Annotated in this window: 25 protein-coding genes; 8 read left to right on the top strand and 17 right to left on the bottom strand. The window is 61.5% G+C overall.

All coding sequences use genetic code 11. The features are described 5' to 3' along the window. Window positions 1-72: 72 nt before the first annotated feature. The 11 genes from ACSQ2A_RS20370 to ACSQ2A_RS20320 all read right to left on the bottom strand — a co-directional run bounded on the left by ACSQ2A_RS20370 (window position 73) and on the right by ACSQ2A_RS20320 (window position 11,743). A complete protein-coding gene (locus ACSQ2A_RS20370) occupies window positions 73-969 on the bottom strand; it encodes a hypothetical protein (RefSeq protein ID WP_436073713.1) in 897 nt (298 codons plus the stop codon). 249 nt (window positions 970-1,218) lie between these two features. Next, window positions 1,219-1,473, bottom strand: coding sequence for a hypothetical protein (locus tag ACSQ2A_RS20365; RefSeq protein WP_436073712.1), 255 nt, complete (start codon window positions 1,471-1,473; stop codon window positions 1,219-1,221). A gap of 68 nt (window positions 1,474-1,541) precedes the next feature. Further along, window positions 1,542-2,522 carry an ABC transporter substrate-binding protein gene (locus ACSQ2A_RS20360; protein ID WP_436073711.1) on the bottom strand — a complete coding sequence of 327 codons (981 nt, stop codon included), beginning with the start codon at window positions 2,520-2,522 and terminating at the stop codon, window positions 1,542-1,544. Window positions 2,523-2,550: 28 nt separating this feature from the next. After that, window positions 2,551-3,663 (bottom strand): ABC transporter permease, encoded by a 1,113-nt coding sequence (locus tag ACSQ2A_RS20355; protein WP_436073710.1) that lies wholly within the window; start codon window positions 3,661-3,663, stop codon window positions 2,551-2,553. Continuing rightward, window positions 3,663-4,529 carry an ABC transporter permease gene (locus tag ACSQ2A_RS20350; protein WP_436073709.1) on the bottom strand — a complete coding sequence of 289 codons (867 nt, stop codon included), beginning with the start codon at window positions 4,527-4,529 and terminating at the stop codon, window positions 3,663-3,665. The genes ACSQ2A_RS20355 and ACSQ2A_RS20350 overlap by 1 nt, the downstream gene beginning before the upstream one ends. Window positions 4,530-4,803: 274 nt before the next feature. Beyond that, on the bottom strand, window positions 4,804-5,601 hold the full coding sequence (locus ACSQ2A_RS20345) for an ABC transporter ATP-binding protein (protein ID WP_436073708.1): 798 nt from the start codon (window positions 5,599-5,601) through the stop codon (window positions 4,804-4,806). Beyond that, window positions 5,592-5,969, bottom strand: coding sequence for a hypothetical protein (locus tag ACSQ2A_RS20340; protein ID WP_295413957.1), 378 nt, complete (start codon window positions 5,967-5,969; stop codon window positions 5,592-5,594). Before ACSQ2A_RS20340 ends, ACSQ2A_RS20345 begins: the two co-directional genes overlap by 10 nt. Then, window positions 5,969-7,420: a dihydropyrimidinase gene (gene hydA / locus ACSQ2A_RS20335; protein WP_436073707.1), complete on the bottom strand. Its 1,452-nt coding sequence runs from the start codon at window positions 7,418-7,420 to the stop codon at window positions 5,969-5,971. The genes ACSQ2A_RS20340 and hydA overlap by 1 nt, the downstream gene beginning before the upstream one ends. 156 nt (window positions 7,421-7,576) lie before the next feature. Next, on the bottom strand, window positions 7,577-8,827 hold the full coding sequence (locus ACSQ2A_RS20330) for a Zn-dependent hydrolase (protein ID WP_436073706.1): 1,251 nt from the start codon (window positions 8,825-8,827) through the stop codon (window positions 7,577-7,579). A 72-nt stretch (window positions 8,828-8,899) separates the two neighbouring features. Next, window positions 8,900-10,396, bottom strand: a complete 1,497-nt coding sequence (locus tag ACSQ2A_RS20325) for a CoA-acylating methylmalonate-semialdehyde dehydrogenase (protein ID WP_436073705.1) — start codon at window positions 10,394-10,396, stop codon at window positions 8,900-8,902. A gap of 66 nt (window positions 10,397-10,462) precedes the next feature. Continuing rightward, a complete protein-coding gene (locus ACSQ2A_RS20320) occupies window positions 10,463-11,743 on the bottom strand; it encodes an aspartate aminotransferase family protein (RefSeq protein ID WP_436073771.1) in 1,281 nt (426 codons plus the stop codon). A gap of 176 nt (window positions 11,744-11,919) precedes the next feature. On the opposite strand from ACSQ2A_RS20320, the gene ACSQ2A_RS20315 reads away from it, so the two are divergent. Together ACSQ2A_RS20315 and ACSQ2A_RS20310 are read left to right on the top strand one after the other, a co-directional pair. After that, window positions 11,920-12,642, top strand: a complete 723-nt coding sequence (locus ACSQ2A_RS20315) for a TetR family transcriptional regulator C-terminal domain-containing protein (RefSeq protein WP_436073704.1) — start codon at window positions 11,920-11,922, stop codon at window positions 12,640-12,642. Window positions 12,643-12,876: 234 nt separating this feature from the next. Continuing rightward, window positions 12,877-13,476, top strand: coding sequence for a dihydrofolate reductase family protein (locus ACSQ2A_RS20310; protein WP_436073703.1), 600 nt, complete (start codon window positions 12,877-12,879; stop codon window positions 13,474-13,476). Between the two features lie 8 nt (window positions 13,477-13,484). Here ACSQ2A_RS20310 and ACSQ2A_RS20305 read toward each other — a convergent pair whose 3' ends face one another. Continuing rightward, a complete protein-coding gene (locus tag ACSQ2A_RS20305; RefSeq protein WP_436073702.1) occupies window positions 13,485-13,889 on the bottom strand; it encodes a DUF4260 domain-containing protein in 405 nt (134 codons plus the stop codon). A 174-nt stretch (window positions 13,890-14,063) separates the two neighbouring features. Between ACSQ2A_RS20305 and ACSQ2A_RS20300 the strand changes: the two genes are divergently transcribed. After that, complete coding sequence (locus ACSQ2A_RS20300; RefSeq protein ID WP_436073701.1) at window positions 14,064-14,966, top strand: S1C family serine protease; 903 nt, start codon at window positions 14,064-14,066, stop codon at window positions 14,964-14,966. A 6-nt stretch (window positions 14,967-14,972) separates the two neighbouring features. Here the strand turns inward: ACSQ2A_RS20300 and ACSQ2A_RS20295 are convergent, their stop codons facing one another. The 5 genes from ACSQ2A_RS20295 to hemP are packed head-to-tail and all read right to left on the bottom strand — an operon-like array spanning window position 14,973 to window position 19,002. Further along, a complete protein-coding gene (locus ACSQ2A_RS20295; protein ID WP_436073700.1) occupies window positions 14,973-15,785 on the bottom strand; it encodes a heme ABC transporter ATP-binding protein in 813 nt (270 codons plus the stop codon). Window positions 15,786-15,790: 5 nt separating this feature from the next. Continuing rightward, window positions 15,791-16,873 carry a FecCD family ABC transporter permease gene (locus tag ACSQ2A_RS20290; RefSeq protein ID WP_436073699.1) on the bottom strand — a complete coding sequence of 361 codons (1,083 nt, stop codon included), beginning with the start codon at window positions 16,871-16,873 and terminating at the stop codon, window positions 15,791-15,793. Between the two features lie 14 nt (window positions 16,874-16,887). Beyond that, the gene (locus tag ACSQ2A_RS20285; RefSeq protein WP_436073698.1) at window positions 16,888-17,769 is read right to left on the bottom strand and encodes a heme/hemin ABC transporter substrate-binding protein; all 882 of its coding nucleotides are present in this window, start codon (window positions 17,767-17,769) and stop codon (window positions 16,888-16,890) included. Between the two features lie 12 nt (window positions 17,770-17,781). Further along, window positions 17,782-18,837 (bottom strand): hemin-degrading factor, encoded by a 1,056-nt coding sequence (locus ACSQ2A_RS20280; protein ID WP_436073697.1) that lies wholly within the window; start codon window positions 18,835-18,837, stop codon window positions 17,782-17,784. A gap of 9 nt (window positions 18,838-18,846) precedes the next feature. Beyond that, on the bottom strand, window positions 18,847-19,002 hold the full coding sequence (gene hemP / locus ACSQ2A_RS20275; RefSeq protein ID WP_295413983.1) for a hemin uptake protein HemP: 156 nt from the start codon (window positions 19,000-19,002) through the stop codon (window positions 18,847-18,849). A 195-nt stretch (window positions 19,003-19,197) separates the two neighbouring features. Between hemP and ACSQ2A_RS20270 the strand changes: the two genes are divergently transcribed. The 5 genes from ACSQ2A_RS20270 to yjfF all read left to right on the top strand — a co-directional run bounded on the left by ACSQ2A_RS20270 (window position 19,198) and on the right by yjfF (window position 26,177). Further along, a complete protein-coding gene (locus tag ACSQ2A_RS20270; RefSeq protein WP_436073696.1) occupies window positions 19,198-21,390 on the top strand; it encodes a TonB-dependent receptor domain-containing protein in 2,193 nt (730 codons plus the stop codon). Between the two features lie 178 nt (window positions 21,391-21,568). After that, complete coding sequence (gene ytfQ, locus ACSQ2A_RS20265; RefSeq protein WP_295413988.1) at window positions 21,569-22,540, top strand: galactofuranose ABC transporter, galactofuranose-binding protein YtfQ; 972 nt, start codon at window positions 21,569-21,571, stop codon at window positions 22,538-22,540. Between the two features lie 147 nt (window positions 22,541-22,687). After that, complete coding sequence (locus ACSQ2A_RS20260; protein ID WP_436073695.1) at window positions 22,688-24,205, top strand: sugar ABC transporter ATP-binding protein; 1,518 nt, start codon at window positions 22,688-22,690, stop codon at window positions 24,203-24,205. Then, window positions 24,202-25,206, top strand: coding sequence for an ABC transporter permease (locus ACSQ2A_RS20255; protein ID WP_436073694.1), 1,005 nt, complete (start codon window positions 24,202-24,204; stop codon window positions 25,204-25,206). Before ACSQ2A_RS20260 ends, ACSQ2A_RS20255 begins: the two co-directional genes overlap by 4 nt. Continuing rightward, the gene (gene yjfF / locus ACSQ2A_RS20250) at window positions 25,203-26,177 is read left to right on the top strand and encodes a galactofuranose ABC transporter, permease protein YjfF (protein WP_295413995.1); all 975 of its coding nucleotides are present in this window, start codon (window positions 25,203-25,205) and stop codon (window positions 26,175-26,177) included. The genes ACSQ2A_RS20255 and yjfF overlap by 4 nt, the downstream gene beginning before the upstream one ends. The last annotated feature ends 11 nt before the right edge of the window (window positions 26,178-26,188 follow it).

The raw sequence follows: 26,188 nt of genomic DNA, 5'->3' as shown, positions 1-26,188 counted from the left end.
CAGCCAGATCGGCACGCCGAGTAGCCAGAGAGCAAGACCTTTGAACATGGTGTTTTCCTTTCTCCGGCTTGGTTAGAAGCGGCGGAATACGTCGGTGAGAACGGTGTTCTCATCGCGGTGGTTGCCGCCCTTTTGCGCCGCCCAATAGGCGCCGATGGCCGAGACGAGTGTCGTTGCGGCGAGCAGGAAGGCGGCGATGATGGCCGTGTTGCGGGCGATGCGCGCGGCCTCCACTGCATCCTGTTTGGCACCGTCAATGGCCACAATGACCGCATCGACCCGGGCTGCCGATTCCTCGGGCGTCAGGCCCGTATTGGCGGCAACGACATTGGCGAGATAGGTGCGGTCGGCATCGGGCACGGTGCCATCGCCCAGGGCCGCCTGGGCAAAGATGCGCGCGGCCTCGCCACGGGCGGTTTCCGTATCACCGGCCACCGGCTGCTCGGAACGGAACAGCTGATCGGTGAAATAGGCATTGGGATCGATCAGGTCCGCTGATCCTTCCGCCACATTGGAGGTGGCGGTGGTGGCCGTTGCCAACGCCGAACCCGCCATATTGGCGACGGCACCCACGCCACCCACGGCGATGATGGCGCCGAGCACGGTGGCGCCGGCCCAGACGATCAGCCCATGGGCGCCATCGCGCACATCGCTTTCGTCTTCGGTGGCATCAAAATGCCGGCGACGCAGCCGGCCGGTGAGATAGCCCCCGGCCATCAGGCTCGAGACCTGCACCCAGAGGAACCAGCTTGCCGCAGCAATGCCGATCAGGATGCCGGGTGCCCCTTCGCGGGCGTGAAAACCGACGAAGTTGAGCCCTATGGCGGCGCCGAAGGCAATGAACAGGAGTGAAATGGCTGATGCGAAGATGATGCCCGCGACAATAGCGGACCAGTCGACATAGCTGGCGCTTTCACGGGTGGACGACGCGTCGACAACAGCGACTTCGGTCGGATGCAAAACGGTCATGGTTGCGGCCCCCGTTCAGGCAAGGCCGATGAAGGACAGGATGGCCATGACGATGACCACGAGGCCAACGAGATAAATAATGGAATTCATGAAAATGCCCTCCGGCAATTGAAATGTGACATCTCAACTGGCGGGAGGGCGATTTCGTTCCGGTCGCGGAGCGAAAGCTATTGCCGGCTTTCCGGCAAAGAAATGCACAAAAACAAGGAACTAAAGCGCCTTAAGTGATTCTTTGAATAGCCTCAGGGCCTAGCCGATATACTGCCTGACATAGGCAATGATCGGTGCCAGATGCTGCGGATTGGTCCAGAGGAACCAGGCGCCCGCGGCCAAAGCCAGCACAATGGCGATCCCGACTACTTTCTTGACCACCGAAAAGATGAGCCAGATGACGACGACGGCACCAATGCCGAGGCCCATAAGGGTTAGCGGGTCTGTCGGAATCTCTGTCGGAATTTTGCGCTCCTCGGTGTTTTGCGCCTTGTGCCGGGTGAGCGTGGCCATTTCAAGTTTTCAGAAAGACAAAACGGGCGGGGATCGCTCCCCGCCCGCTTCAATAAGGTGACGAAAACTTACTTCAGCGCGTCGGTGACGACGGTGGTGTAAGCGCCTTCCGGCTGGGCCTTGATGATCGACTGGTCGAGCAAGGCCTTCACGGTACGATCATAGGTTTCCATATTGAGCGCCGGGTCGGTCGCGTCGACGAGCTTTGAAACCTCGCCCACCATATAGAGCTGGTGCGCGAGTTCGGCAGCGCCGGTTTCGTCGCTGTCGACAACGATCTGCGCGGCTTCTTCCGGGTTTTCGAGGGCATAGGCCCAGCCCTTCATGGAAGCGCGGACGAAGCGCGTATAGGCGTCGACCTTGGCCGGATCGGAGAGCGAGTCTTCGAGGACATAGAGGCCGTCTTCGAGCAGGTCATTGCCCATCTCGGTATAGTTGAAGATGGTCAGGTTATCCGGGCCATAACCGGCATCGAGCGCCTGGCCATATTCGTTATAGGTCATGACCGAGATGCAGTCGGCCTGGCCCTGGATCATCGGCTGGATATCAAAGCTCTGCTGGAGAACCGTGACGCCGCCGGCCGAACCGTCGGTGGCAATGCCTTCCTTGTTCATCCAGGCGAAGAACGGATATTCATTGCCGAAGAACCAGACGCCGAGCGTGTGGCCCGGGAAGTCGGCGACGGTTTTGATTTCCTTCTCGACCGGACAGATCATCATCAGGCCCGAGCGCTTGAACGGCTGGGCGATGTTGACCAGTGGTACGCCCGATTCACGGGCCGCCATGCCGGCTGCCATCCAGGTGACGATGATGTCGGCGCCGCCGCCAGCAATCACCTGTTCCGGGGCGATGTTCGGGCCGCCGGGGAGGATAGTCAGGTCGATGTCTTCCTCGTCATAAAAGCCCTTGGCTTCGGCAACGAGATAGCCCGCGAACTGGGCCTGCGTCACCCACTTGAGCTGCAGGGTCAGCGCATCGGCTGCAAAGGCGCTGGGCATGGCCGCCAGCGCCATGGTGCCGGCAAGCAGACCAGTGATAAAAGTCTTCATTCTGTCGTTCCCTTTTCCCTGTAACAGTTTACGCCCGTCCACCACGGACAGACGGATGCCAGAAGGTGACGCCCCTTTCTATGAGGGCGATCACCCCGTAGAAGGCGGACCCCGCGATCGCGGCAACCGCGATCTCCGCCCAGACCAGGTCGATGGCAAGACGCCCCACCCCGGTCGAAATCCGGAAACCCATCCCCACAACAGGTGTTCCGAAGAATTCCGCTACGATTGCGCCGATCAAGGCCAGAGTCGAGTTGATCTTGAGGGCATTGAAGATGAAGGGCCCCGCAGCGGGCAGGCGCAACTTCAACAGCGTCTGCCAATAGTTGGCAGCATAGGTCCGCATGAGGTCGCGCTCGATGGAAGAGGCTGCGTTGAGCCCCGCCACCGTATTGACCAGCATGGGGAAGAACGTCATGGCGACGACGACGGCAGCCTTGCTCTGCCAGTCGAAGCCGAACCACATGACCATGATCGGCGCGATGCCGATGATTGGCAGCGCCGACATGAAATTGCCGATCGGCAGCAGCCCGGCTTTCAGGAAAGGCGAGCGGTCGACGGCAATGGCGACGACAAGCCCGGCGAGACAGCCGATGATATAGCCGGGAATGACGGATTTCACGAATGTCTGGACAAAGTCGGCCCAGAGGATCGGTGCCGAATTGGCCAATTGCGCCCCGATAGCTGAAGGTGCTGGCAGCAGCACCGGCGGCACATTGGCGCCGCGGGTGACGATTTCCCACACGACAAGCAGGGCCACGCCGAACACGGCGGGGATGAGGAGCCCCATCGTCTTTCGCGGCACTGTTCCCTTGCGGATCTCGCCTGAAAGCTGATCGACAAAAAGCCAGGCAAAGGCCCAGGCACTCATCATGGCGAACCAGTAGTGGCCCGGCATGGCCGAACCCCTTGGCAGCGCCAGAACCAGCGCCACGGCAATCAGCACCGCGGCAAGGCCATCGAGCCAGAAACTGATCGGTCGGAAGAAAAACCGGGCCAGCGTCAGCGCACCGAGCCCAACGGCCACGGTGAGCAGAATTTCCGCATCCGCGGAAATCGCCGCCCCGATGAGCCCGCACAGCGCCATGCCGCCGGCCAGCAGCGCCAGGAGGGATTGCAGGAGAGTGAGACCTGATTTCATCACGCCCGCACCCCGATCCGCGCATTGACGAATTTCTCGGCCGCCCCGACGATCGCGACGAGCACCGCCGCAAGACCTGCTGCAATGAATAGCGCTGCCCAGATCTGGATGGTCTGGCCATTGTAGGAGCCCGTGAGCAGGCGCACGCCAAGACCGCCCCCTGCTGCATTGGAGAGCTCGGCCACCACGGCGCCGATCAGCGAAATGGCAATGCCCACCTTCATCGAGGCAAAGAGCATGGGCAGCGCCGCCGGCCAGCGCAGTTTCCAAAAGACCTGCCAGGAATTGGCGTCATAAGTCCGCATCAGATCGAGCTGGATCGCCTCTGGCGAGCGCAATCCCTTCACCATGCCGACGACGACCGGGAAAAAGCTCAGATACATCGAGATCAGCGCCTTGGGCACGAGCCCGGTCAGCCCCACGGCGCCAAGCCCGACCACCACCATGGGAGCAATAGCGAGAATGGGAATGGTCTGGCTTGCAATGATCCACGGCATCAGCGAGCGATCCGTCGCATCATTGTGGATGATGGCAACGGCCAAGACGACACCCAGCGCCGTGCCGAAAACGAAACCCAGGAGCGTCGCCGAAAGCGTGATCCAGGCATGGAGCGCCAGCGAGCGCCGCGAGGTGAATTCGAGCCCCATCGTGGCGTTCCAGATTTCCGAAACCACCTGATGCGGCGCCGGCAGCACTGGCTTGTCCTGCGCCCAGGTTTGCTGGGCAAATTCCATGAACGGCACGTTTTCGAGATTGGCGCGCCCATTGAGAATGTTCTGCCAGGGCGCATTCATCCAGATCGCCGCGGCATACCAGAAGGCGAGAATGGCGAGCAAAATGGTGAGTATGGGGAGGACGCGGTTCATGGAGACCCCCCACCCTCATTTGCTCCCCACAAGGGGGAGGGAAGCGCCTGCCGAGGGGCCAGTGAGCCACCTACCCTCCCCCTTGTGGGGAGGGAAGCGAGATAGGACTTGGCGTCAGCTAAGTCCGTGATCGAGCAGGGTGGGGGTGTCTCTCCCCACGCGCCAACGCTCTCGGCGGAATGACATGAGCCAGCCATTCGAGCATAGCTCTCATGGCCTTCTCGCCTCAAATCGGTCCACTGGACCGATTTGCCCTGAGGGACGGCTCGAAGCATCACACCACCTCCTCATAGGAATGCCCGGCCCGCAGTCCATCGCGCACGCGCGCCGCAATCGCCAGAAACTCCGGCGTCTCGCGAATATCGAGCGGCCTTTCCTTGGGCAGGTTGCTCTCGATGATATCGGTCACCCGCCCCGGCCGCGGCGACATCACCACGATTTTCGTCGACAGATAAACCGCCTCGGGGATGGAGTGCGTCACAAAGCAGATCGTCTTCTTCGTCCGGTCCCAGAGTTTCAAAAGCTCCGAATTGAGATGATCCCTGACAATCTCGTCGAGCGCCCCGAACGGCTCGTCCATGAGCAGGAGGTCGGCGTCAAACGCCAAAGCGCGGGCAATGGAGGCGCGCTGCTGCATGCCGCCCGACAGCTGCCAGGGAAATTTTTTCTCGAACCCGGAAAGGTTGACCAGTTCCAGCGTGCGCTTGATGCGCTCGGCCTGCTCGGCGGCTGAATAGCCCATGATTTCGAGCGGCAGCGCCACGTTCTTCTCGATGGTGCGCCAGGGATAAAGCGCCGGGGCCTGAAACACATAGCCATAGGCGCGGGCTTTTCGCGCCGCTTCCGGCGTCTGGCCGTTGATATGCAGCGCGCCCGAGGTCGGCTGTTCGAGATCGGCAATGGTGCGCAAAAACGTCGTCTTGCCGCAGCCCGAAGGCCCGATAAAGGAAACGAATTCGCCCTTCTCGATGGTCAGGTTGACATCGCTGAGGGCAATGACATCGCCATCATTGGTCGAAAAAGTCAGGCCGAGATGTTCGGCGGAAACTACGTTAGGGGTCGTCACAAACACGGCTCCAACTCGCCCCAGGTCTCGCCCGTTGCGGTGTAAATTTTCAATGTTCCGGAAGAGAGCGGCGCGGCGACGATAAAATCTTCGGCGCCCAGCATTTCCTCGCCTTCATAGCCGCAAATGCCTGCGGCCCGCTGATTGCCGGCGGGATCGGCATGCACATCAACGATCATGCAACCGGTGGCATAGGTGGCGAGATAATCCTTCGTCAGGTGCTGCAACCCATCGCTGTCGACATTGCCGGTGGCGAGATATTCGCAACCTTCCTTGTTGCCATAGCGATCATGCGGCAGGACGAGGCTCGCTGCGGAGGCCGCGCTGGCCCCCGCGACGAGGACAATGATGCCCAGACTGATCGGCTTTGCCATCACACCCCCGTAGCCGGGATGCCCGCGCGCTCGACTTTTCGCGGGGCGACCAATTCCTTCCACTGGCTGAGAGCCCGGTTGACCGGGTTCTTGGCCTCGCGGGCCACGAACTTGCCGTGGCCCGGCTCGGCCTTCACCTCGTTCTCGACGATGGAAACCTTGCCGCGGCTTAGCACGAAGCGCGGCAGGCCGGTCACCTCAAAGCCTTCAAACACATTGTAGTCGATCACCGACTGCTGCTTGGCGGCCGTGATCGTCTTCTTGCGCTTGGGGTCCCAGACGATCAGATCGGCGTCCGCGCCAACCATCACCGCACCCTTTTTGGGGTACATGTTGAGGATCTTTGCAATGTTGGTTGATGTCACCGCCACGAACTCGTTCGGCGTCAGCCGGCCGGTGTTCACGCCCGCCGTCCACAGCACTGGCAGACGATCTTCGAGCCCGCCCGTCCCGTTTGGAATCTTGGAAAAATTGCCCACCCCATTGCGCTTTTGCGCTGTGGTGAAAGAGCAATGATCTGTCGCCACACAGGAAAGCGAACCCGCCTGCAAACCGGCCCAGAGCGAATCCTGATGCTGCTTGTTGCGGAAGGGTGGCGACATCACGCGCCGCGCCGCATGGTCCCAATCGGGATTGAAATATTCGGTCTCGTCCAAGACCAGATGCTGGATCAGCGGCTCACCATAAACCCGCATGCCCTTCTGCCGCGCCCGGCGAATGGCCTCGTGTGCTTGCTCGCAACTCGTATGCACCACATAGAGCGGTACCCCGGCCATGTCGGCAATCATGATAGCGCGATTGGTGGCCTCGCCCTCGACCTCGGGCGGCCGCGAATAGGCATGGCCTTCGGGGCCATTGTTGCCCTCGGCCAGCAGCTTTGCCGTCATCGCCGCAACGACGTCGCCATTTTCTGCGTGGACGAGGGGTAGGGCGCCAAGTGCGGCACAGCGCTGGAACGAGGCGAACATCTCGTCGTCGTTCACCATCAGCGAGCCCTTATAGGCCATGAAATGTTTGAACGAGGTAATGCCGCGATCGACCACCTCGGCCATTTCATTGAACACCTGCTCGCCCCACCAAGTGACCGCCATGTGGAACGAATAATCGGTGCTCGCCTTGCCGGTCTTGTTGTCCCACATCTGCAGGGCTTCAAGCAGCGATTGATTGGGACTGGGGAGGCAGAAGTCCACGACCATGGTCGTGCCGCCGGAGAGGGCCGCGCGCGTGCCGCTTTCAAAATCGTCGGCCGAATAGGTGCCCATAAAGGGCATTTCGAGATGGGTATGCGGATCAATGCCGCCGGGCATGATGTAGCAGCCGCTGGCGTCGAGAATTTCGTCGCCCGAAAGGTTCTGGCCAATCTCGACAATGACATCGCCGTCGATCTTGACGTCGGCCACATAGCTGAGATCAGCCGTGACGACGGTGCCGCCCCTGATAACTTTGCTCATATCTTCGTTCCCTTGCATTCGCTCAGCCCCACCACGCACCCCTCAGCGCCTCGGTGAGACTGTTATTTGTTTCCTATGGGCCTGCGGCTCCTTCTTCACCTCTCCCCCGAAGGGAGAGGTGGCTGGTAAGATCGACGCGTGAGGAGGTGTTGAACCTCACTCCACAATCTCCGCCGTTTCCACCACGGCATGGAACAGCACGTCACACCCAGCGGCTGCCCATTCCATGGAAATATCCTCGGCCTCGTTATGCGAGAGCCCACCGACGCAGGGGCACATGACCATCGTGCTAGGCGCCACCTTCGCCGCCCAGCAGGCATCATGCCCGGCGCCTGAAATGATGTTCATGTGGCTGTAGCCAAGCTTCTCCGCCGCCGAGCGCACGCGCCCGACCAGTGTCGGATCGAACGTCACGGGATCAAAGTGCCCCACGGCCTCGACCGAGCACCCGACGCCCAGCTCCGCACAGATCTCCGCCGCCTTGGCCTCGATCGTCGCGCGCATGCGGTCGAGCTTTTCCTGGCTCGGCGTGCGCAAATCGACCGTGAACACCACCGTGCCCGGCAAAACATTTCGCGAGTTCGGCGAAAACTTCACCTGGCCGGTACCGGCCACGGCGCCCGGCTGCTCGCTCATCGCGATTGCCTGCACCGCCTCAAAAATCCGCGCCATGGCTAGCCCGGCATTGACGCGCATGGTCATCGGCGTCGAGCCGGTATGCGCCTCCCGCCCGGTCAGCGTGAACTCGAGCCACCACAGCCCCTGGCAATGGGTGACGACGCCGATCTGCTTTTCCTCGGCCTCGAGGATCGGCCCCTGCTCGATGTGATACTCAAAATAGGCATGCATTTTCCGCGCGCCGACTTCTTCCTCGCCGACCCAGCCGATGCGCTTCAGCTCGTCGCCAAAGAGCTTTCCGTCCATATCCTTGCGGCCATAGGCGTAGTCGAGCGTGTGAACGCCCGCGAAAACGCCCGACGCGACCATGGCCGGCGCAAAGCGCGCGCCTTCCTCATTGGTCCAATTGGTCACGACGATCGGGTGCTTGGTCTTGATCCCGAGATCATTCATCGAGCGCACGACTTCGAGCCCCGCAAGCACGCCCAGAACGCCGTCATACTTGCCGCCCGTCGGCTGCGTATCGAGATGGCTGCCGATATAGACCGGCAGGGCATCGGGATCGGTCCCGGCGCGCGTCATGAACATGGTGCCCATCTTGTCGACGCCCATGGTGAGCCCCGCTTCGTCGCACCAGCGCTGAAACAGCTCGCGCCCTTGCTTGTCGCTATCGGTCAGCGTCTGGCGATTATTGCCGCCGGCAATGCCCGGGCCAATCTTGGCCATGTCCATCAGGCTCTCCCAGAGCCGATCGCCATTGATACGAAGGTTTTCACCGGGAGAGGTCATGGTTTTGCTCATAGTTCTGGTTGGTCATAGAAACAGCCCCGCCGTCGCAATGCGAGGGCGGGGCCGGTAGCGCTACTTGAGGCTCGGGAAGGTGAACTCCGCACCACCCTTGATGCCGGCGGGCCAGCGGGTCGTTACGGTTTTCAGCCTCGTATAGAAATGCACGCCTTCGGGCCCATAGATGGAGTGGTCGCCAAACAGCGAACGCTTCCAGCCGCCGAAGGAGTGATAGGCCACCGGCACCGGGATCGGCACATTGATGCCCACCATGCCCACTTCGATCTTGTCGGCAAATTCGCGCGCGGCGTCGCCGTCGCGGGTAAAGATCGCCGTGCCATTGGCATATTCATGCCCATGGATCAGGTCGACGGCGTCCTTAAAACTGTCGCGGCGGACGACGGAGAGCACCGGCCCAAAGATCTCTTCCTTGTAGATCTTCATCTCCGGCTCGACATTGTCGAACAGCGTGCCGCCGACATAGTAGCCGTTTTCATAGCCCTGCAGCGAGAAGCCGCGGCCATCGACGACCAGTTCAGCGCCCTGTTCGACACCGGAGTCGATATAGCCGAGAATCTTGTCGCGATGCATTTTGGTGACCACCGGACCCATCTCGGCGTCCTTGTCGGTCGCCGGACCGATCTTGAGGCTTTCGACGCGCGGCTTGAGCTTTGCCACCAGCGCGTCGGCCGTCGCCTTGCCCACCGGCACGGCCACCGAAATCGCCATGCAGCGTTCACCGGCCGAACCATAGCCGGCACCCATCAGCGCATCGGCCGCCTGATCGAGATCGGCATCGGGCATGATGATCATGTGGTTCTTGGCGCCGCCGAGAGCCTGCACGCGTTTTCCCGCTTTCGTGCCGCGCTGGTAAACGTACTCAGCAATCGGCGTCGAACCCACGAAGGACACAGCCTTCACATCCGGATGGTCTAGCAGACCGTCGACCATTTCCTTGTCGCCATGGACGACATTGAGAATGCCCTCGGGCAGGCCTGCTTCCATAAAAAGGTTCCAGGCCAGCATGGGCGCGCTAGGATCGCGCTCCGACGGTTTTAGGATAAACGCATTGCCGCAGGCGATGGCCGCGGGATACATCCACATCGGCACCATGGCCGGGAAGTTGAACGGCGTAATGCCGGCCACGACGCCAAGCGGCTGGCGATCGGAATAAGAATCGATCGACGGCCCGACATTGCGCGAGAATTCGCCCTTGAGGAGGTGCGGAATACCGCAGGCAAAGTCGACGCAGTCGATACCCCTAGCCACTTCGCCCAGCGCATCGTCATGCACCTTGCCGTGCTCTTTCGAAATTTCCCGCGCGAGATCGTCGGCATATTGATCGAGCAGCGCCTTGAACTTGAACATGACGCGGGCGCGCTTCATCGGCGGGGTGGCGCCCCAGGCGACCTGCGCTTTGACCGCATTGGCCACGGCCGCATTAAGCTCGTCCAGCGTCGAGAGCGGCAGTTCCGCGCTCTGCTCGCCGGTTGCCGGATTGAACACGGGTACGCGCCGCGTTGAACTCGATACATAACGCTTGCCGCCTACGGCATTCTCGATGATCTGCATCAGAACCTCCCCTCCTTCTTGGGAACAAATATTCTATATTTCTACCTATAGAATTTCCGTTCCATTTCACTCAAGCGTTTTGAGGATGCCTGCGAGTGTGGTCACGATCTGATCGATCTGGCTTTCCGAAACGATCAGCGGTGGCGAAAGCGCGATGATATCGCCGGTGGTGCGAATGAGCACGCCTTGCTCGAATGCCTTGAGGAAGGCCGAAAAGGCACGCTTGGTCGGCTGCCCGGCGATCGGCTCCAGCTCGATGGCACCGACAAGCCCGATATTGCGGATGTCGATGACATGCGGCAGGCCCTTGAGCGAGTGTAGCGCCGATTCCCACTTGGGCGCCAGTTCTGCGCCGCGCGTAAGCAGGCCCTCGTCCTTGTAGGTTTCGAGCGTCGCCAGACCCGCCGCCGAGGCGATCGGATTGCCCGAATAGGTGTAGCCGTGGAAGAACTCGATGACGTGTTCCGGCCCATTCATGAACGCATCGTGGATTTCGGCCGAAACCATCACCGCGCCCATGGGAATGACGCCATTGGTGAGGCCCTTGGCGGTGACCATGATATCGGGAACGACGTCAAAGTAGTCAGCGCCAAACGGCGTCCCGAGACGGCCGTACCCGGTAATGACCTCGTCAAAAATAAGCAGAATGCCGTGCTTCTTGGTGATCTCGCGCAGGCGCTTCAGATAGCCCGGCGGCGGGATGAGCACACCGGTCGAACCGGCCACCGGCTCGACGATCACGGCCGCAATGGTCGACGCGTCATGCAGCGTGACGATGCGTTCCAGCTCATCCGCCAGTTCCGTGCCATATTCGGGCAGGCCCTTGGAGAAGGCATTCTTGGCAAGGTTATGCGTATGCGGCATGTGGTCGACGCCGCTAAGCAGCGTGCCGAACATTTTGCGGTTGGTGACAATGCCACCCACGGAAATGCCGCCGAAATTGACGCCGTGATAGGCGCGCTCGCGGCCGATAAGGCGGGTGCGCGAACCCTCGCCCTTCACGCGATGATAGGCCAGCGCCACCTTCAGCGCCGTCTCCACCGATTCCGACCCGGAATTGGTGAAGAGCACATGGTCGAGCCCCTTGGGCGCAATGTCGATCAGCCGATTGGCCAGCTCAAACGCCTTGGGATGGCCCATCTGAAAGGCCGGCGCATAGTCGAGTTCCGCTGCCTGCTTCGCGATCGCCTCAACAATTTTCGGGCGCGCATGGCCGGCGTTGCAGCACCAGAGGCCAGCGGTGCCGTCGAGCACCTGACGGCCATCCGAAGTCGTGTAGTGCATATCCTTGGCCGCCACGAACATGCGTGGAGACTTCTTGAATTGCCGATTAGCCGTGAAAGGCATCCAGAACGCGTTGAGATCGTTCGGCACGACAGTTGTGGTGGACACGGCTTAGGCGCTCCCAATTTTCATGTCTGGTCGTTTCGTTCCTGATTGGCGCTTGACACGCATCGACGGAACCAAGATTTTTGACCAGTTGGAAAAATGTTAGCACTCCTGTTCATTCCCGCAAGGCGAAAATGGCGCCCAGAAAGCTGAAAACAGCAGAGCCCACCCAGACCTCCGCCAGGCGCCAGCACAAGGCGGATGCGAAGGCTGCTGCGGCTACGCCGGCAAAGCCGCGTCCTTTGACGCGCATCCAGCGCGAGAAACAGGACATTATCCTCGAAGCGGCGCTGGAAGTGTTTTCCGCCCACGGCTTTAGGGGCTCGACCATCGACCAGATCGCCGAGGTCGCGGGCATGAGCAAGCCAAACCTGCTCTACTATTTCCCGAAAAAGGAAGAGATTCATCGCCGCCTGATGTCCGAACTGCTGGTCACCTGGCTCGCCCCGCTTGAAGAAATGCGCGCCGATGGCGACCCCTTCGTCGAAATCCGCTCCTACATCCGGCGCAAGCTTGAAATGGCCCGCGATTTCCCGCGCCAGAGCCGGCTCTTTGCCAACGAAATGCTGCGCGGCGCGCCGCACATCATCGACATGATCGAGGTGGACCTGAAGGCGCTGGTCGACGAAAAGGCCCAGGTGCTCCTCACCTGGATGGATGAGGGCAAGATCGCCCGCACCGACCCCTATCACCTGATCTTTTCCATCTGGGCCACCACCCAGCACTATGCCGACTTCGACGTCCAGGTCCGCGCCGTGCTGGGCAAAGCTCGCGGCGGGGAAGGGCGTTTCGAGGATGCAGCGCGCTACCTGGAACAGCTCTTCCTGCATGGCCTGACGCCAAGGCCGCGGGCCTAGCCCCCAATACCGCGATCTATTTTCGATGGACACCACCGGGCTTGTCCCGGTGGTCCATGCCTCCACAATCCCAATCGTCATCCTCGGGCTTGACCCGAGGACACTTCTCTTACTTTCGATGCAGCAAGCGCAACACCCTCGGGTCAAGCCCGAGGGTGACGTTTGGAGGGCATTGACAAACCCACCCCACGTGCCAATACTAAAGGCACAACTTAACAATCTCGAGGCCCCAAGATGCCCCAGACCGTATCTGCCCATATGATGCTGACGCTGGATGGCTTTGGTACCGGCCTCAACCAGTCCCGCGAAAAACCCTTCGGCACGATCGATCCGCAGCAGCTTGCCCGCTGGATGTTTCAGGACCGTGAGAACAACGAGGCCGAGGTGGCGGCCATCACCGATTACGGCGCCTATATCATGGGCCGCCACATGTTCGCGGCGCCGGGCGACACGGTGTGGGAGCCGGAATGGACCGGCTGGTGGGGCGACAACCCGCCTTATCACGCGCCGGTTTTCGTCCTGACCCACTACGAGCACGAGCCCCTGGAAATGCAAGGCGGCACGGTTTTTCACTTCGTCACCGAGGGCTATGACGCGGCGCTATCCCGCGCCCGGGAAGTAGCCGGCGACCGCAACGTCTCCATCGCCGGCGGTGTCTCCACCCTCCGCCACTATCTCAATGCCGGCGCCGTCGACACCCTGCATTTGAAGATCGTCCCGCTCATCGCCGGGCAGGGCGAACGCCTCTGGGAGGGGCTGACCGCCACTCTCGAGCCCATCGGCGCTCGCGCTACCCGCTACGTGACGCATATGGACTATCGCGTTGTGAAGTAGGCCTTCCCCTACTTCCGCCGTGCCTTCCCGATCGGCCCCAGATGCGTCTGCTCAAAACCGCCATCGAGCTTCAGCCCATAGCCCAGCATCCGGTCGAGCCCGATATGGGCTACCCAGATCGCCGCCAGCCCAAATGCCAGCGGCCCGACGAGCAAGCCGAGCAGAGCCAGCAGCGCCGGCGCCACATAGGTGTGCGCAAGATTATAGGTCATCGCTCCAACTCGCGCCGAGCGCAGATAGCCCAGTATGAAAAAATCGGGCGCCAGGAACAGCACCGCGAAGACCAGCCACGATTGCCCGAGTGAGGCATAGGCGAAAACGCCAAATCCCAGCGCCGCGAGCCCTTCAAGGCGCTGCAGCACGATGGCATTGAAAGCGGAAGCACGTTCCTTCGTCGAAGCAATACCGTTCATGGCAAAATTCCTTTCCGTGTTGGAAAGAAGATAGGCCTCCTCACTCGCGAATAGAATTCGCCAAAATCAGGCGATTATCATTCAATTTTGAATGGCTACTTCACGGCACCGCGAAAACCTTGCTTCCGCCGCGATGCGCCATATCTAATGGAAAAGCCAAACAGGGGATGCACCATGTCCACCAATGCGCGCCATTCCATCGTCGCCCTCAGGGCCCACGTCCCGGAAACCGCCTTCACCGCCAATACTCTCGGCACGCTGCGCGAAGGCAGCGGCGCGGTGATCAATGACGAGGGTCTTATCGTCACCATCGGCTATCTCATCACCGAGGCCGAGGAAGTCTGGCTCACGACCCATGACGAGCGCGTCCTGCCGGCCCATGTCGTCGCCTATGATCAGGAAACCGGCTTTGGCCTCGTCCAGGCCATGGGCGATCTCGACCTGCCCGCTTTGCGCCTCGGCAGTTCCACGGCAGCAAAGGTGCGTGCCGTCGGTCGCATCATCGATGGCGAGGGCGAGGAAGTCGTCAACGAGATCGTCGCCAAGCAGGAATTTGCCGGCTACTGGGAATATATGCTCGAAGAGGCGCTCTTCACCGCGCCCTACCACCCGTCCTGGGGCGGCGCGGCCCTGCTCGATGAAAACGACAATCTCATTGGCATCGGCTCGCTGCGCCTGCAAATGCTGCAGGCCGGCGACACCACCGACATCAACATGGTCGTCCCCATCGACCTCCTGAAACCCATTCTCGACGATCTCGTCACCCGCGGCCAGGCGCGCCGCGAGGCTCGCCCCTGGCTCGGCGTCTTCTCTGCCGAACGCAACAACGGCGTGGTGGTGATGAATGTTTCCGATGGCGGTCCGGCCGAACAAGCTGGCCTCAAGAGTGGCGATGTCATCTCCGAACTCGATGGCGAAGAGGTGGAAGGCCTCGGCGATTTCTATCGAAAGCTCTGGTCCAAATCTCCCGCCGGCTCTGAATTCGCCCTACGCATCGTCCGCTCCGGCAGAGAATCCTGGCTGCGAGTGAAGACCGCCGATCGCAACGACTTTCTGAGCAAGCCGCCCCTGCAATAGGGGCGGTCAGGCGACCTGCATGGACTTTGTGAGCTGCACCGATTGCGGCAGCACGAATGGTGTACCGGGCCTCGGCGCGGCGCCTACCTTGAGCGGCACGTCGAACACAGCTTCCAAAACAGAGTCTGTAAGAACCGTCTCGGGTCGCCCGCTCGCCACCACCTGACCCTCGCGGAGGGCCGTGATCGCATCGGCATAGAGTGCGGTCAGGTTGAGATCATGCAGCACGGCGATGACGCCGCCGCCGCTGCGCGCAAAACTCTTGGCCACGTCCATGATCATCAGCTGGTGCTTGATGTCCAAGCTCGAAACCGGCTCGTCGAGGAACAGATAGCGCGGCACGCCTGATATGACCGGCTCCCACACCTGACACAGCACGCGCGCCAACTGCACGCGCTGCTGCTCACCGCCCGAAAGCTCGCCATAAAAGCGCGCGCCAAAGCCGGCGAGATCGACCCGCGCCAGCGCCTCTTCCGGAAGATGCTGCAAGGCGCGCGGATGCACCCCCGGCCGCCCGGCCGTCAGCCCCATGGCGACGACTTCGCGCACGGTGAACGGAAAAGGCAGGTTGCTCGATTGCGGCAGCACGGCGCGAAGACTTGCGATCTCCACCGGGCTCATGGTGGCAATGTCGCGCCCATCGAGAAAGATCGTGCCCGAATAGGCATAGTCCCGGCACAGCGCCTTGAGCAGCGTCGATTTCCCCGAGCCATTGGGCCCGATGATCGCCGTCAGTTTTCCGGCCGGCGCTTCCATGGAAACGCCATGCAGGATTTTGCGGCCGCCTACGCTGACATCAATGCTGTCGATGGCAATCATTGATCTCACCATGCAAAGGCGCTGCGGCGATGCAGCAGGATCCAGAGGAAAAACGGTCCGCCAAAAGCCGCCGTGACGATGCCGATCGGCAGCTCAGCCGGCGCCACGATGGTGCGGCTCAGCGCGTCGCAGAACAGCAAAAAGGTCGCCCCAAGCAGTGCACTCGCCGGCAGCAGATAGCGGTGGTCCGGCCCGATCACGAGCCGCAGCAGATGCGGCACGACAATGCCCACAAAGCCGATACCACCACTGACCGCCACCGAGGCCCCAGTCGCCGCCGCCACGGCCACAATGGTGATGCGCTTGAACCGCTGTACCGGTACGCCGAGATGCGATGCAGTGGCTTCGCCCAGCGTCATGGCATTGAGCCCCTTGGCGAGAAACCCGGCCGCAGCGAGGGCCACGAAAATGATCGGCCCGGCCGCCAGAACCTTGATCCAGGTGGCCCCGGCCAGCGACCCCATGCCCCAGAATGTGAGATCACGCAGCTGATTTTCGCTCGCAATGTAAGTGAGAACGCCGCTGAACGCCCCGGCCAGTGCACCGATGGCGATGCCGGCCAGCAGCATGGTGGCAATCGCCGTCTGGCCCCCGCGCGTCGCCACGCGATAGAGCACAAAAGTCGTAAGAAGCCCGCCGCCAAAGGCCGCTGCAGGCAGGGACCATATCCCGAGCGCGGTGGTGAACGGCGCCAGCGCCGTACCACCGAGCACGATGATAATGACGGCGCCCAGCGCCGCGCCGCTCGACACGCCCACAAGACCGGGATCAGCCAGCGGATTGCGGAACAGTCCCTGCATGAGCAGGCCCGACACCGCCAGCCCTGCACCAATCAGCACGCCGAGGATCATGCGCGGCATGCGGATATTGACGATCACCGCATAGTCTTTGAAGACCGCTGCGTCATCTGTGCCAAAACCGAGCCAGTGCCCGACGAGATTGATCGCCGAGGCACCCGAGGCGCCGGTCGTCATGGACAGCACCATGGCTGCCAGCAGCGCAAAGGCCAGGCCGATGACGGTGATGCGTCCGATATGGCTGCGATCGCCTGCGGGCCGGGCCAGCGTGTTGCTGGCGGGTAGGGTCATGGTGCCAGCCATATTTAGTTATGCGCCCCAGCTTCGAGCAGGTCAGCCAGCTCGGTCGCCGCAGCGGCCGTACGCGGACCAAAGCCGAGCAGATAAGCGCCGTCGAGACGGTAGATCGCCTTGTTCTGGCCGGCCGGGGTCAGGGCAATAGCCTGATTGGCGAGGAGTTCGGTTTCCGTCGCGCCATGGTCGCCACCACGATCCATCAGCAGGATAGCGTCGGGCGCGGCAGCCGTAATGGCTTCCTCGGAAAGCGGGCGATAGCCCTCATATTCGGTGATGGCATTGGTGGCGCCAGCGAGCGCAATGATGCCATTGGCCGCCGTGCCGGTGCCCGAAGCCTGGATCTGGCCACCCTGGTTGGAAAGGATGAACAGCACCTTCTTGGGCGCGGTAATGGCATCGGTGCGGGTCTTGAGCGCAGCGAAATCGGCTTCGAGCTTGGTCGCAAGCTCTTCGGCCTTGTCTTCAAGACCAAGCGCCTGACCCACGGCCCGCACTTTTACCAGCACGCCTTCGGCCGAATAGCCTTCCGGAACGGTCTGATATTCGACGCCGGCATGCGAAAGCACTTCTAGCGCTTCGGGCGGGCCGCTGCCTTCGATGACGAGCAGGCCGCTCGGATTGACCGAGAGCACGCCTTCCGGGGCGAGGGCGCGCATATAGCCCACGTCCGGCAGCTTTGTTGCAGCTTCGGGGAAAAGGGCGGTCTGGTCGCGGGCGACCAGCGTGCCCTCGGCGCCGAGCTCATAAAAGATTTCGGTGAGCGAGCCGCCGATGGAAACGAGGCGGGCGGTGTCGGCGAACTTGTGCAGGTCTTCGGCCGAAGCCGGGGCAACCGCAAAAGTGGCCACCATCAGGGCGGCAGCAAGGGAAGTCAGGGTGCGAATGCGCATTTGCAAAAGATCTCAAGCGGCGTTGGAAGTGGAGAAAAGCGGCAGCTGCTCGACCACGGCGCGCCATTCCGGGCGCTCGTCCACGCCTTCATGGCGCTGGCCGAAGAACTGGATGATCAATTCGCGGTTCTCGTCATAGAGCTCCACCGAGGTGACGTGCCCATCCTTGGTCGGCTTGCGCACGGCCCAGGCCGCCACGACATGGTCGAGGCGCAGGTGCAGGTGGAAGGTCTCGTCGAGCACGTTGAGCCAGGGGCCCATGGCGCTGACATTGGTGATCGGGTCCGAATGGATCTGGATGCAGCCGTCATTGCCGACAAAAACCATGATCGGCAGATCGGTACCTGCCACCTTGCGGAACATGGCATCCACGGCCGTGTGATCGAGCTGCCAGGCAAAATCCTCGCCCACGCTTTCCACGGCGTCGAGACGGTGGAAATTGAGCTTTTTCAGCAGGCCGAAGAACTGGTGCGTGTCGGTCATGGCCGACCAGGCATCGCGCAGCGCATCGATGCTAGCCGCTTCGCCGTCGATCTTGGTCGGGGGGTAGGGCGTCACCTCGATGACATCGACCTGCTCGTCATGGCGCAGCGTCTCAACGAGGGCATTCCATGCGGCAACATCGGTCGCCGGGCGCCCATGCACCTTGTGCACGGCATTGCCGGCGCGATCGAAAAACTGCAGCGAGCGTTTTGTAGAACCGTCTTCCGCGGTCTTTTCGATGGCATAGCCATGCACCCAGCGGCTCGGGAAAATGCGCAGGTCGATCTGGTCGCCCAAGACGATGGACGCGTGCGGATTGAACGAGGCCTTTTCATAGGGCCCGATCTTTTCGTGCACGGCGCTTTCATTGCGCGTCAGCGCCATGACTTCGCCCACGCCGGGCAGGCCCTTCAGAACGGCTTCCACGTCAGCCTTGATGCGGGTGGCCGTGCGGCCGACTTCGGCGGCCACAAGCTGGCCCTCGGTAATGCCGTGAATGCGCGCAAAATCGCGCTCACGCATTTGCGGATGCAGCGCGCGAAGGCTGCGGATGTCTTCAGCGGTTTTGGCAACGGTCTCGGTCACGGGAAGGGCCTATTTTGTGAGGATCAACTTGTCCTGCCGCGTGACCCGCAGACGATAGATCATGCCCTTGTGCTCGATCTGAATCTCGTTTCCACCACCCAGGATCTCGTCACTGGTGACGATCTTCGACTGGTTTGTTGTGGACGGGAGATCATTCGCGGGCATAATTTATCCAATGAAGTCAGTCTGTTGCGGCGTCATCAACAAACGTCGCGGCAGGAGAATTAAACTTGACTTCTTTAGACAGAATAAATTATCTGCGCAATAGGTGATTGAAAGAGTCAGCATTCTTTCAGCCGGTCTGCCAGCCTTCCGCCAGCCAACCGATCACAAAAAACCGATAAGAAACTGGAGACAGACATGGGGCTGGTCAGGTCACGCGCGGCCGCGCTTTTGGGCGGCGTCGCGCTGGCAATTGTTGCGCAACAGGGGGCTGTCGCGCAGAATGCCAACGCAACAAATATTACCCTTCTCGAGCGCCTGGTCATCGGCGCCGGCGCACCCAAGGTGGCTATCAACACGCCGCAGGCCGTGACGGTTCTCAATCAGGAAGATCTCGACAAGGAACAGGCCTCCACGACGGGCGAGCTTTTCGCCAACGTCCCGGGCGTGAACATCACCGGCAGCGTCCGGCCCTTCGGCGAAGTGTTCAACATTCGCGGCATCGGTACGCCCGAAAACTCCTCGGACGGTTCGCGCGTCATCGTCAATGTCGATGGTACGCCCAAGTTCAACGAACAATACCGTATGGGCTCGTTCTTCTCCGATCCCGAGCTTTACAAGCAGATCGAAGTTCTCCGCGGCCCCGCCTCTTCCACCCTCTATGGCGCTGGTGCGCTTGGCGGCGTGATCAATTTCACGACCAAGGACGCTTCCGATTTCATCGCCGATGGCGCAACCGGCGCTGTCCGTCTCAAGGAAACTTTTGACAGCAATGGTCTTGGTACGACCACCTCGGTGGTTCTTGCCCATCGTGCGAACGAGAACGTCGATCTGTTGGCGACCGGCATCTGGCGCCGCGCCGAGGACGCCACCCAGGCTCAGGGGACAACGCTGACCGGGTCCGCCTTCGATACCTGGTCGGGGCTGCTCAAGGGTACCGTCCGCTTCGGCGACAACAATGAGCAGGTCATTCGTGCTTCCTACCAGCGTTGGTACAGCGAAGCGTTCAACCAGTCCTATGCCCAGACCGGCACCGGCGGCCGCGGTGGCCTGGTCGTTGGTCGGCCCGGCACGCCCGGGATGACGATCGACCAGATGTTCGGCATCATCGACCGCAAGGTTACCGACCAGACTGCCGTTCTGTCCTACGAGAACCCGGACAGCGATAATCCATGGCTCGACATGAATGTTTCGCTGTCCTTCTCTGACACCGAGAACAATCAGTTCAACCATCGCAGCGCTACGGGTGTGCCGACCGCACAGACCGGTACCAATGTCCTGGCCGACACGATCTACGGCTACAAGACCTGGCAGCTCCAGGCCGACAATACCGTTGAATGGATCGGCGAAGACTTCGAGAATTATTTCACCTTCGGCTTCCAGGCCAGCACGCTTGGCCGCACGGCCAAGCGTCCCGCGACGGCGCTCGCCCTGCCGGCGCACCCAGAAGGCACTGAGAACAAGCTCGGCCTGTTTGCTCAGAACGAGTATATTTACGACGAGCGCCTGACGCTCATTGCCGGACTGCGCAGCGATTTCCACTGGGTGAAGGCAACGACGCCCGGCATCCGCGAAATCGACGGCTCGGCCTTCTCGCCCAAGATCGCAGCGCATTACGAGATCAACGACAACATTTCAGTGTTTGGCTCGCTTGCGCACACTGAGCGCCTGCCGACGATCGATGAGCTCTATTCGATCGCGGATGAAGTGCGGCCCACCGTCGCTAACCCGACCGGCAGCTCGGGCAAGGTTGCGAGCCTCGGTCTTCGCAAGGAGCAAGCAAATACCGTTGAAGGTGGCTTTGCCCTGAGCGGTTATGACCTGCTTCAGAACGGCGACAATGCCAGCATCAAGACGACCGGTTTTTATAGCGATCTGACCGACCTGATCGCTTCGACCGGTACGGCACCGGCCTTCGGCGTCGCCGCTCCTCCCTACTACGCCAATATCGCGGCCGCCCGCATCTATGGCGTGGAAATCGAAGGCGCATACAATTCCGACGCCTGGTTCGCCAACCTCGCCTACACCTTCACGATCGGCGACGATCTGACGACCAACAAGCCGCTGACGACCGTTCCCCAGAACAAGATCGTGGCCACTGTTGGTGGTCGCAACCAGGAATGGAACCTCGAATACGGCGCTCGGGTAACGCTGGCCGCCAAGGGCGAGTACATTGTCCCGACCTCCAGCGGCGGCGACGGCCCGGCCGAGGCCTATCAGACGCTCGACCTCTTCGCTTCCTGGAAGCCGGAAGCCGGCCCGTTTGCAGGCACGCAGTTCCAGGCATCGATCGACAATGTCTTTGATGCCGACTACCGCCCCAATCTGGCTTCGGACCGCTCCAAGGGGCGCACCTTCAAGGTGACCCTCTCCAAGCAGTTCGACTACTAAACATCTCAAAAACAAGAGCTTTCCGTCCCATGCCGGAAAGCTCCCAACTGAAACGGCGGCCCTCGGGTCGCCGTTTTTTGTTCCTGTTCCGAACCCTCTTTACATATAATAGTACTTTATATAGCGTCCTCTCATCGCCCGAAGCGAAACGCCGGGCGGTCTTTTGGGAGGATCCATCGTGAGCATCATTACCAAGCTGGCCCTCGCGGCCGGCCTCGCTACCGCCTTGTCCACTGCTGCCTTTGCGCAGGACCTGACCGGCAAGGTTATCGGCTTTTCGCAGATCGGCTCGGAATCGGGCTGGCGCGCGGCTGAAACGTCTGTGACGAAGCAAGAAGCGGAAGCCCGTGGCGTCGATCTGAAATTTGCCGACGCCCAGCAGAAGCAGGAAAACCAGATCAAGGCCCTGCGCGGCTTCATCGCCCAGGGCGTTGATGCCATCCTCATCGCCCCCGTGGTCGCCACCGGCTGGGAAGACGTCCTCAAGGAAGCCCAGGAAGCCGAAATTCCGGTCGTCCTGCTCGATCGCGGCGTCGATGCGCCCGAAGACCTCTACCTGACCTCGGTTGCCTCCGATCAGGTCCTCGAAGGCCGCACGGCCGGCGAGTGGCTGGTCAACCAGGTCGCCGGCAAGGACTGCAACGTGGTCGAGCTGCAGGGCACCGTGGGTTCGAGCCCGGCCATCAATCGCAAGCAGGGTTTTGAGGAAGGCATCGCCAGCGCTGCCAACGTCAAGATCACCCAGAGCCAGACCGGTGACTTCACCCGCTCCAAGGGCAAGGAAGTCATGGAAGCGTTCCTGAAATCCTCCAATGGCGGCGCCGATATCTGCGCGGTCTATGCCCATAACGACGACATGGCCGTCGGCGCCATCCAGGCGATCAAGGACGCTGGCCTCAAGCCTGGCACCGACATCCTCGTCGTCTCCATCGACGCCGTGCCCGATATCTTTACCGCCATCGCGGCCGGCGAAGCCAATGCCACTGTTGAACTGACCCCGAACATGGCCGGCCCGGCCTTCGACGCCCTCGCTGCTTACCTGGCAGACGGCACGGAACCGGAAAAGTTCATCATCACCGAGTCCAAGCTCTACACCGCCGAAAACGACCCGGCCGGCGAATACGAGCGCCGCAAGGGCCTCGGCTACTAAGAACCTCCGCCTGGAATGGGCGGCGGCACACTCCGCTGCCGCCCATCGACCCACAATGTCATCCCCGCCAATGCGGGGATGACACCGTGACCGGAACGGGCGACAGTGAATGGACTAGACCGCCCCAAAGGGCGGCGGGGAGGGGCAATGGCGGAGACCGGCTACGCGCTTGAAGCGCGCGGGATCGTCAAGATCTTTGGTAATCACGTAGCGCTCGACAAGGTCGATTTTGGCTTAAAGCCCGGCGAGGTCCATGCGCTCCTCGGCGAAAACGGTGCCGGCAAGTCAACGCTGATCAAGATCCTCACCGGCGCCTATCAGCCCGATGGTGGCGAAGTCCTGGCCGAGGGCGTCCCGGTCACCCTCAACAATCCCCAGCACGCCCAGACCTATGGCATCGGCACAGTCTACCAGGAGGTCAATCTCCTGCCCAACCGCTCCGTCGCCGAAAACCTTTATCTCGGCCACCAGCCGACCCGTTTCGGCCTCGTCGACCGGCGCAAGATGGAGCGCGATTCCATCGCCGTTCTTGCGCGTTATGGCCTCAATATCGACCCCTCGAGCGAACTCGGCGCCCATTCCGTCGCCGTCCAGCAAATCGTCGCCATCGCCCGCGCCGTCGAACTCTCGGGCAAGGTGCTTATCCTCGACGAGCCGACCGCATCGCTTGACCGCAACGAGGTCGAACGCCTCTTCGAAATCATCGCGGACCTGAAGAAAACCGGCCTGGCCGTCGTCTTCATCACCCATTTCCTCGACCAGGTTTTTGCCATCGCCGATCGCGTAACCATCCTGCGCAATGGCAAACTGATCGACACCAAAACCCTCGACTCCCTGACGCGCACCGATGTCGTCCGCCTTATGCTCGGCAAGGACATCGCCTTCTCAGGCGCGACAAAGCTCGAAGAGAACCGCCCGCTTGGCGATGTGCTCCTCGATTTCAAAAATTACGGCCGCAAGCGCAGCGTCCACCCCTTCAACCTCACCATTCACAAGGGCGAAGTCGTCGGCGTCGCCGGCCTCTTGGGCTCCGGCCGCACCGAAATGGCCCGCATCATGTTCGGCGCCGACGCGGCCGATGAAGGCACAGTCTCTGTGGCCGGTACCCAAACCTCCATCGCCCGCCCCACCGACGCAATCGGCCACGGCTTTGGTTTCTGCCCCGAGGACCGCAAGGCCGAAGGCATTTTTGGCGATCTCTCCGTGCGTGAAAACATTGTCATCGCTCTGCAGGGAAAGCTCGGCTGGTTCAGCGCGCTCAATCGCGACGAGCAGATGGAAATCGCCGGCCGTTTCGGCGAGGCCATGGATATCCGCGCCGCCTCGCTCGATATGCCGGTAAAGCTGCTCTCGGGCGGCAATCAGCAAAAGGTCATTCTCTCGCGCTGGCTCGCCACCGATCCCGCTTTCCTCATTCTCGACGAGCCCACCCGCGGCATCGATGTCGGCGCCCATGCCGAAATCGTCCGCACCATCAATCGCCTGCGTGATGAGGGTCTGGCGCTGGTCGTCATCTCCTCCGAGCTAGACGAGGTCGTCGCCTATTCCTCGCGCATCGTCGTCATGCGCGATCGCGAACTGGTCGCCGAGCTCAATGGCGAAAACATCAATCCCGGGGTCATCGTGCAGGCCATCGCCAATCACAAAGACGGAGCGCAGGCATGATCCGCCGCTCGCTCCTCAAACTCGCCAATCCCCAGCTCCTCGCCCTCATCGGCGTGCTGCTGATCAATTGGCTGCTGTTCCCCAATTTCTTCCGCGTCACCTGGCAGGACGGTCGCTTCTTCGGTTCGTTGATTGACGTGCTCAATCGCGGCGCCCCCGTCGCCATCCTCGCGGTCGGCATGGTCGGCGTCATCGCCACCAAGGGCGTCGATCTCTCGGTTGGCGCCGTCATGGCCGTAGCCGGCGCCGTCGCTGCCACCATGGTCGTCGCCGGCTATCCCGCACCCATCGCCGTTGTCGCCGCGCTCGTCGTCGGCCTCCTCTGCGGCCTGTGGAACGGTATCCTGGTCGCCATTCTCGATATCCAGCCGATCATCGCGACGCTCGTGCTCATGGTCGCCGGCCGCGGCATCGCCCAGCTCATCACCGAAGGTTTTATCGTCACCTTCAACGATCCCCTGCTCATCTATATCGGCACCGGCTCCTTCCTCGGCTTCCCCATGGCCGCCGTCATCGCCCTGGTGCTGATGGTCATCGTGACCCTCGTCGTCCGCCGCACCGCCATCGGCCTTTTCATCGAAGCCGTCGGCGTCAATCGTGCCGCGGCAAGCCTTGCCGGCATCCGCAGCCGCATGCTGCTGCTGCTGGTTTATTCCCTTTCCGGCCTCTGTGCCGCCATTGCCGGCATCATCGTTGCCGGTGACATCCGCGGCGCCGATGCCAACAATGCCGGCCTCTGGCTCGAACTCGACGCCATCCTGGCCGTGGTCATCGGCGGCACCTCGCTCCTCGGCGGCCGCTTTTCCGTGCCCCTCGCCGTCATCGGCGCCCTCATCATCCAGGCGATGAATACCGGCATTCTGGTCTCGGGCTTCCCGCCCGAATTCAACCTGATCGTGAAGGCCGGGCTGATCTTCATCGTCCTCGTCATCCAGTCGCCCCTGGCGAGCCGCCTCGCGCCGCCCCGCATAAAACCCGTCGCCAAGGTATCAGCGAAATGAACCGCTCCCTTCGCCCGCTCCTCGCCACGGCGCTGATTTTTGCGATTGCCTATGCCCTGGCGGTCATGCAGTTCCCGTCGATGTTCTCCACGCGGGTTCTCGGCAATTTCCTCACCGACAATGCCTTTTTGGGCATCGCCGCCGTCGGCATGACTTTTGTCATTTTGTCAGGGGGTATCGATCTCTCGGTCGGCGCGGTGATCGGCTTCACCGGCGTGCTTGTCGCCGTGCTCATCACCTGGGCCGGTATGCATCCGGTCCCGGCCTTTGCCATCGCCATTCTCGTGGCCGGCGCCTTCGGCGCCACCATGGGCCTCGCCATCCACTATCTGCAGGTGCCCGCCTTCATTGTCACCTTGGCCGGCATGTTCCTCGCCCGCGGCGGTGCCTCGGTCATCACCCGCGATTCCGTGCCGATCAACCACGAATTCTATGACTGGATTTCCGACCTCACCATTCGCCTCCCCGGCGGCGGGCGCCTGAGCTTCATCGGCCTCACCATGGTCGCCATCTTCGTCATCGGAGCCCTCATTGCCCACCGGACCAAGTTCGGCTCCTATGTCTATGCCCTCGGCGGCAATCCGGTTTCCGCCTCGCTCATGGGCGTGCCCGTGGCGCGCACCACCGTCGCCATCTACACGCTCTCTTCCGTCCTCGCCGCCATTTCGGGAATCGTCTTTTCCCTCTATACCTCCGCCGGCTATCCGCTGGCCGCGGTCGGCGTCGAGCTCGATGCCATCAGTGCCGTTGTTATCGGCGGCACCCTCCTTACCGGTGGCTATGGCTTCGTCCTCGGCACCTTCATCGGCGTGATGCTCCTGGGTCTTGTGCAGACCTACATCATCTTCGATGGCACGCTTTCGAGCTGGTGGACGAAAATCGTCATCGGCATTCTATTGTTCCTGTTCATCGTGCTGCAGCGCCTGATATTCGTTGCGTCCGCACCTGGAGAAAAAGCCCAAAAGGCCTAAGGCAAGACCGC

The organism is Devosia sp. LjRoot3 (assembly GCF_964252865.1).
Taxonomy (GTDB): domain Bacteria; phylum Pseudomonadota; class Alphaproteobacteria; order Rhizobiales; family Devosiaceae; genus Devosia.
Note: the sequence above shows the minus strand (reverse complement) of the source record. Positions and strands in the feature narration are given on the sequence as shown.

Bases quoted from the DNA above. Each gene is read 5' to 3' on its own strand.
- ACSQ2A_RS20370 (WP_436073713.1), bottom strand. From the start codon at position 969: ATGACCGTTTTGCATCCGACCGAAGTCGCTGTTGTCGACGCGTCGTCC.
- ACSQ2A_RS20365 (WP_436073712.1), bottom strand. From the start codon at position 1,473: ATGGCCACGCTCACCCGGCACAAGGCGCAAAACACCGAGGAGCGCAAA.
- ACSQ2A_RS20360 (WP_436073711.1), bottom strand. From the start codon at position 2,522: ATGAAGACTTTTATCACTGGTCTGCTTGCCGGCACCATGGCGCTGGCG.
- ACSQ2A_RS20355 (WP_436073710.1), bottom strand. From the start codon at position 3,663: ATGAAATCAGGTCTCACTCTCCTGCAATCCCTCCTGGCGCTGCTGGCC.
- ACSQ2A_RS20350 (WP_436073709.1), bottom strand. From the start codon at position 4,529: ATGAACCGCGTCCTCCCCATACTCACCATTTTGCTCGCCATTCTCGCC.
- ACSQ2A_RS20340 (WP_295413957.1), bottom strand. From the start codon at position 5,969: ATGGCAAAGCCGATCAGTCTGGGCATCATTGTCCTCGTCGCGGGGGCC.
- hydA (WP_436073707.1), bottom strand. From the start codon at position 7,420: ATGAGCAAAGTTATCAGGGGCGGCACCGTCGTCACGGCTGATCTCAGC.
- ACSQ2A_RS20330 (WP_436073706.1), bottom strand. From the start codon at position 8,827: ATGACCTCTCCCGGTGAAAACCTTCGTATCAATGGCGATCGGCTCTGG.
- ACSQ2A_RS20325 (WP_436073705.1), bottom strand. From the start codon at position 10,396: ATGCAGATCATCGAGAATGCCGTAGGCGGCAAGCGTTATGTATCGAGT.
- ACSQ2A_RS20320 (WP_436073771.1), bottom strand. From the start codon at position 11,743: ATGCCTTTCACGGCTAATCGGCAATTCAAGAAGTCTCCACGCATGTTC.
- ACSQ2A_RS20315 (WP_436073704.1), top strand. From the start codon at position 11,920: ATGGCGCCCAGAAAGCTGAAAACAGCAGAGCCCACCCAGACCTCCGCC.
- ACSQ2A_RS20310 (WP_436073703.1), top strand. From the start codon at position 12,877: ATGCCCCAGACCGTATCTGCCCATATGATGCTGACGCTGGATGGCTTT.
- ACSQ2A_RS20305 (WP_436073702.1), bottom strand. From the start codon at position 13,889: ATGAACGGTATTGCTTCGACGAAGGAACGTGCTTCCGCTTTCAATGCC.
- ACSQ2A_RS20300 (WP_436073701.1), top strand. From the start codon at position 14,064: ATGTCCACCAATGCGCGCCATTCCATCGTCGCCCTCAGGGCCCACGTC.
- ACSQ2A_RS20295 (WP_436073700.1), bottom strand. From the start codon at position 15,785: ATGATTGCCATCGACAGCATTGATGTCAGCGTAGGCGGCCGCAAAATC.
- ACSQ2A_RS20290 (WP_436073699.1), bottom strand. From the start codon at position 16,873: ATGACCCTACCCGCCAGCAACACGCTGGCCCGGCCCGCAGGCGATCGC.
- ACSQ2A_RS20285 (WP_436073698.1), bottom strand. From the start codon at position 17,769: ATGCGCATTCGCACCCTGACTTCCCTTGCTGCCGCCCTGATGGTGGCC.
- hemP (WP_295413983.1), bottom strand. From the start codon at position 19,002: ATGCCCGCGAATGATCTCCCGTCCACAACAAACCAGTCGAAGATCGTC.
- ACSQ2A_RS20270 (WP_436073696.1), top strand. From the start codon at position 19,198: ATGGGGCTGGTCAGGTCACGCGCGGCCGCGCTTTTGGGCGGCGTCGCG.
- ACSQ2A_RS20260 (WP_436073695.1), top strand. From the start codon at position 22,688: ATGGCGGAGACCGGCTACGCGCTTGAAGCGCGCGGGATCGTCAAGATC.
- ACSQ2A_RS20255 (WP_436073694.1), top strand. From the start codon at position 24,202: ATGATCCGCCGCTCGCTCCTCAAACTCGCCAATCCCCAGCTCCTCGCC.
- yjfF (WP_295413995.1), top strand. From the start codon at position 25,203: ATGAACCGCTCCCTTCGCCCGCTCCTCGCCACGGCGCTGATTTTTGCG.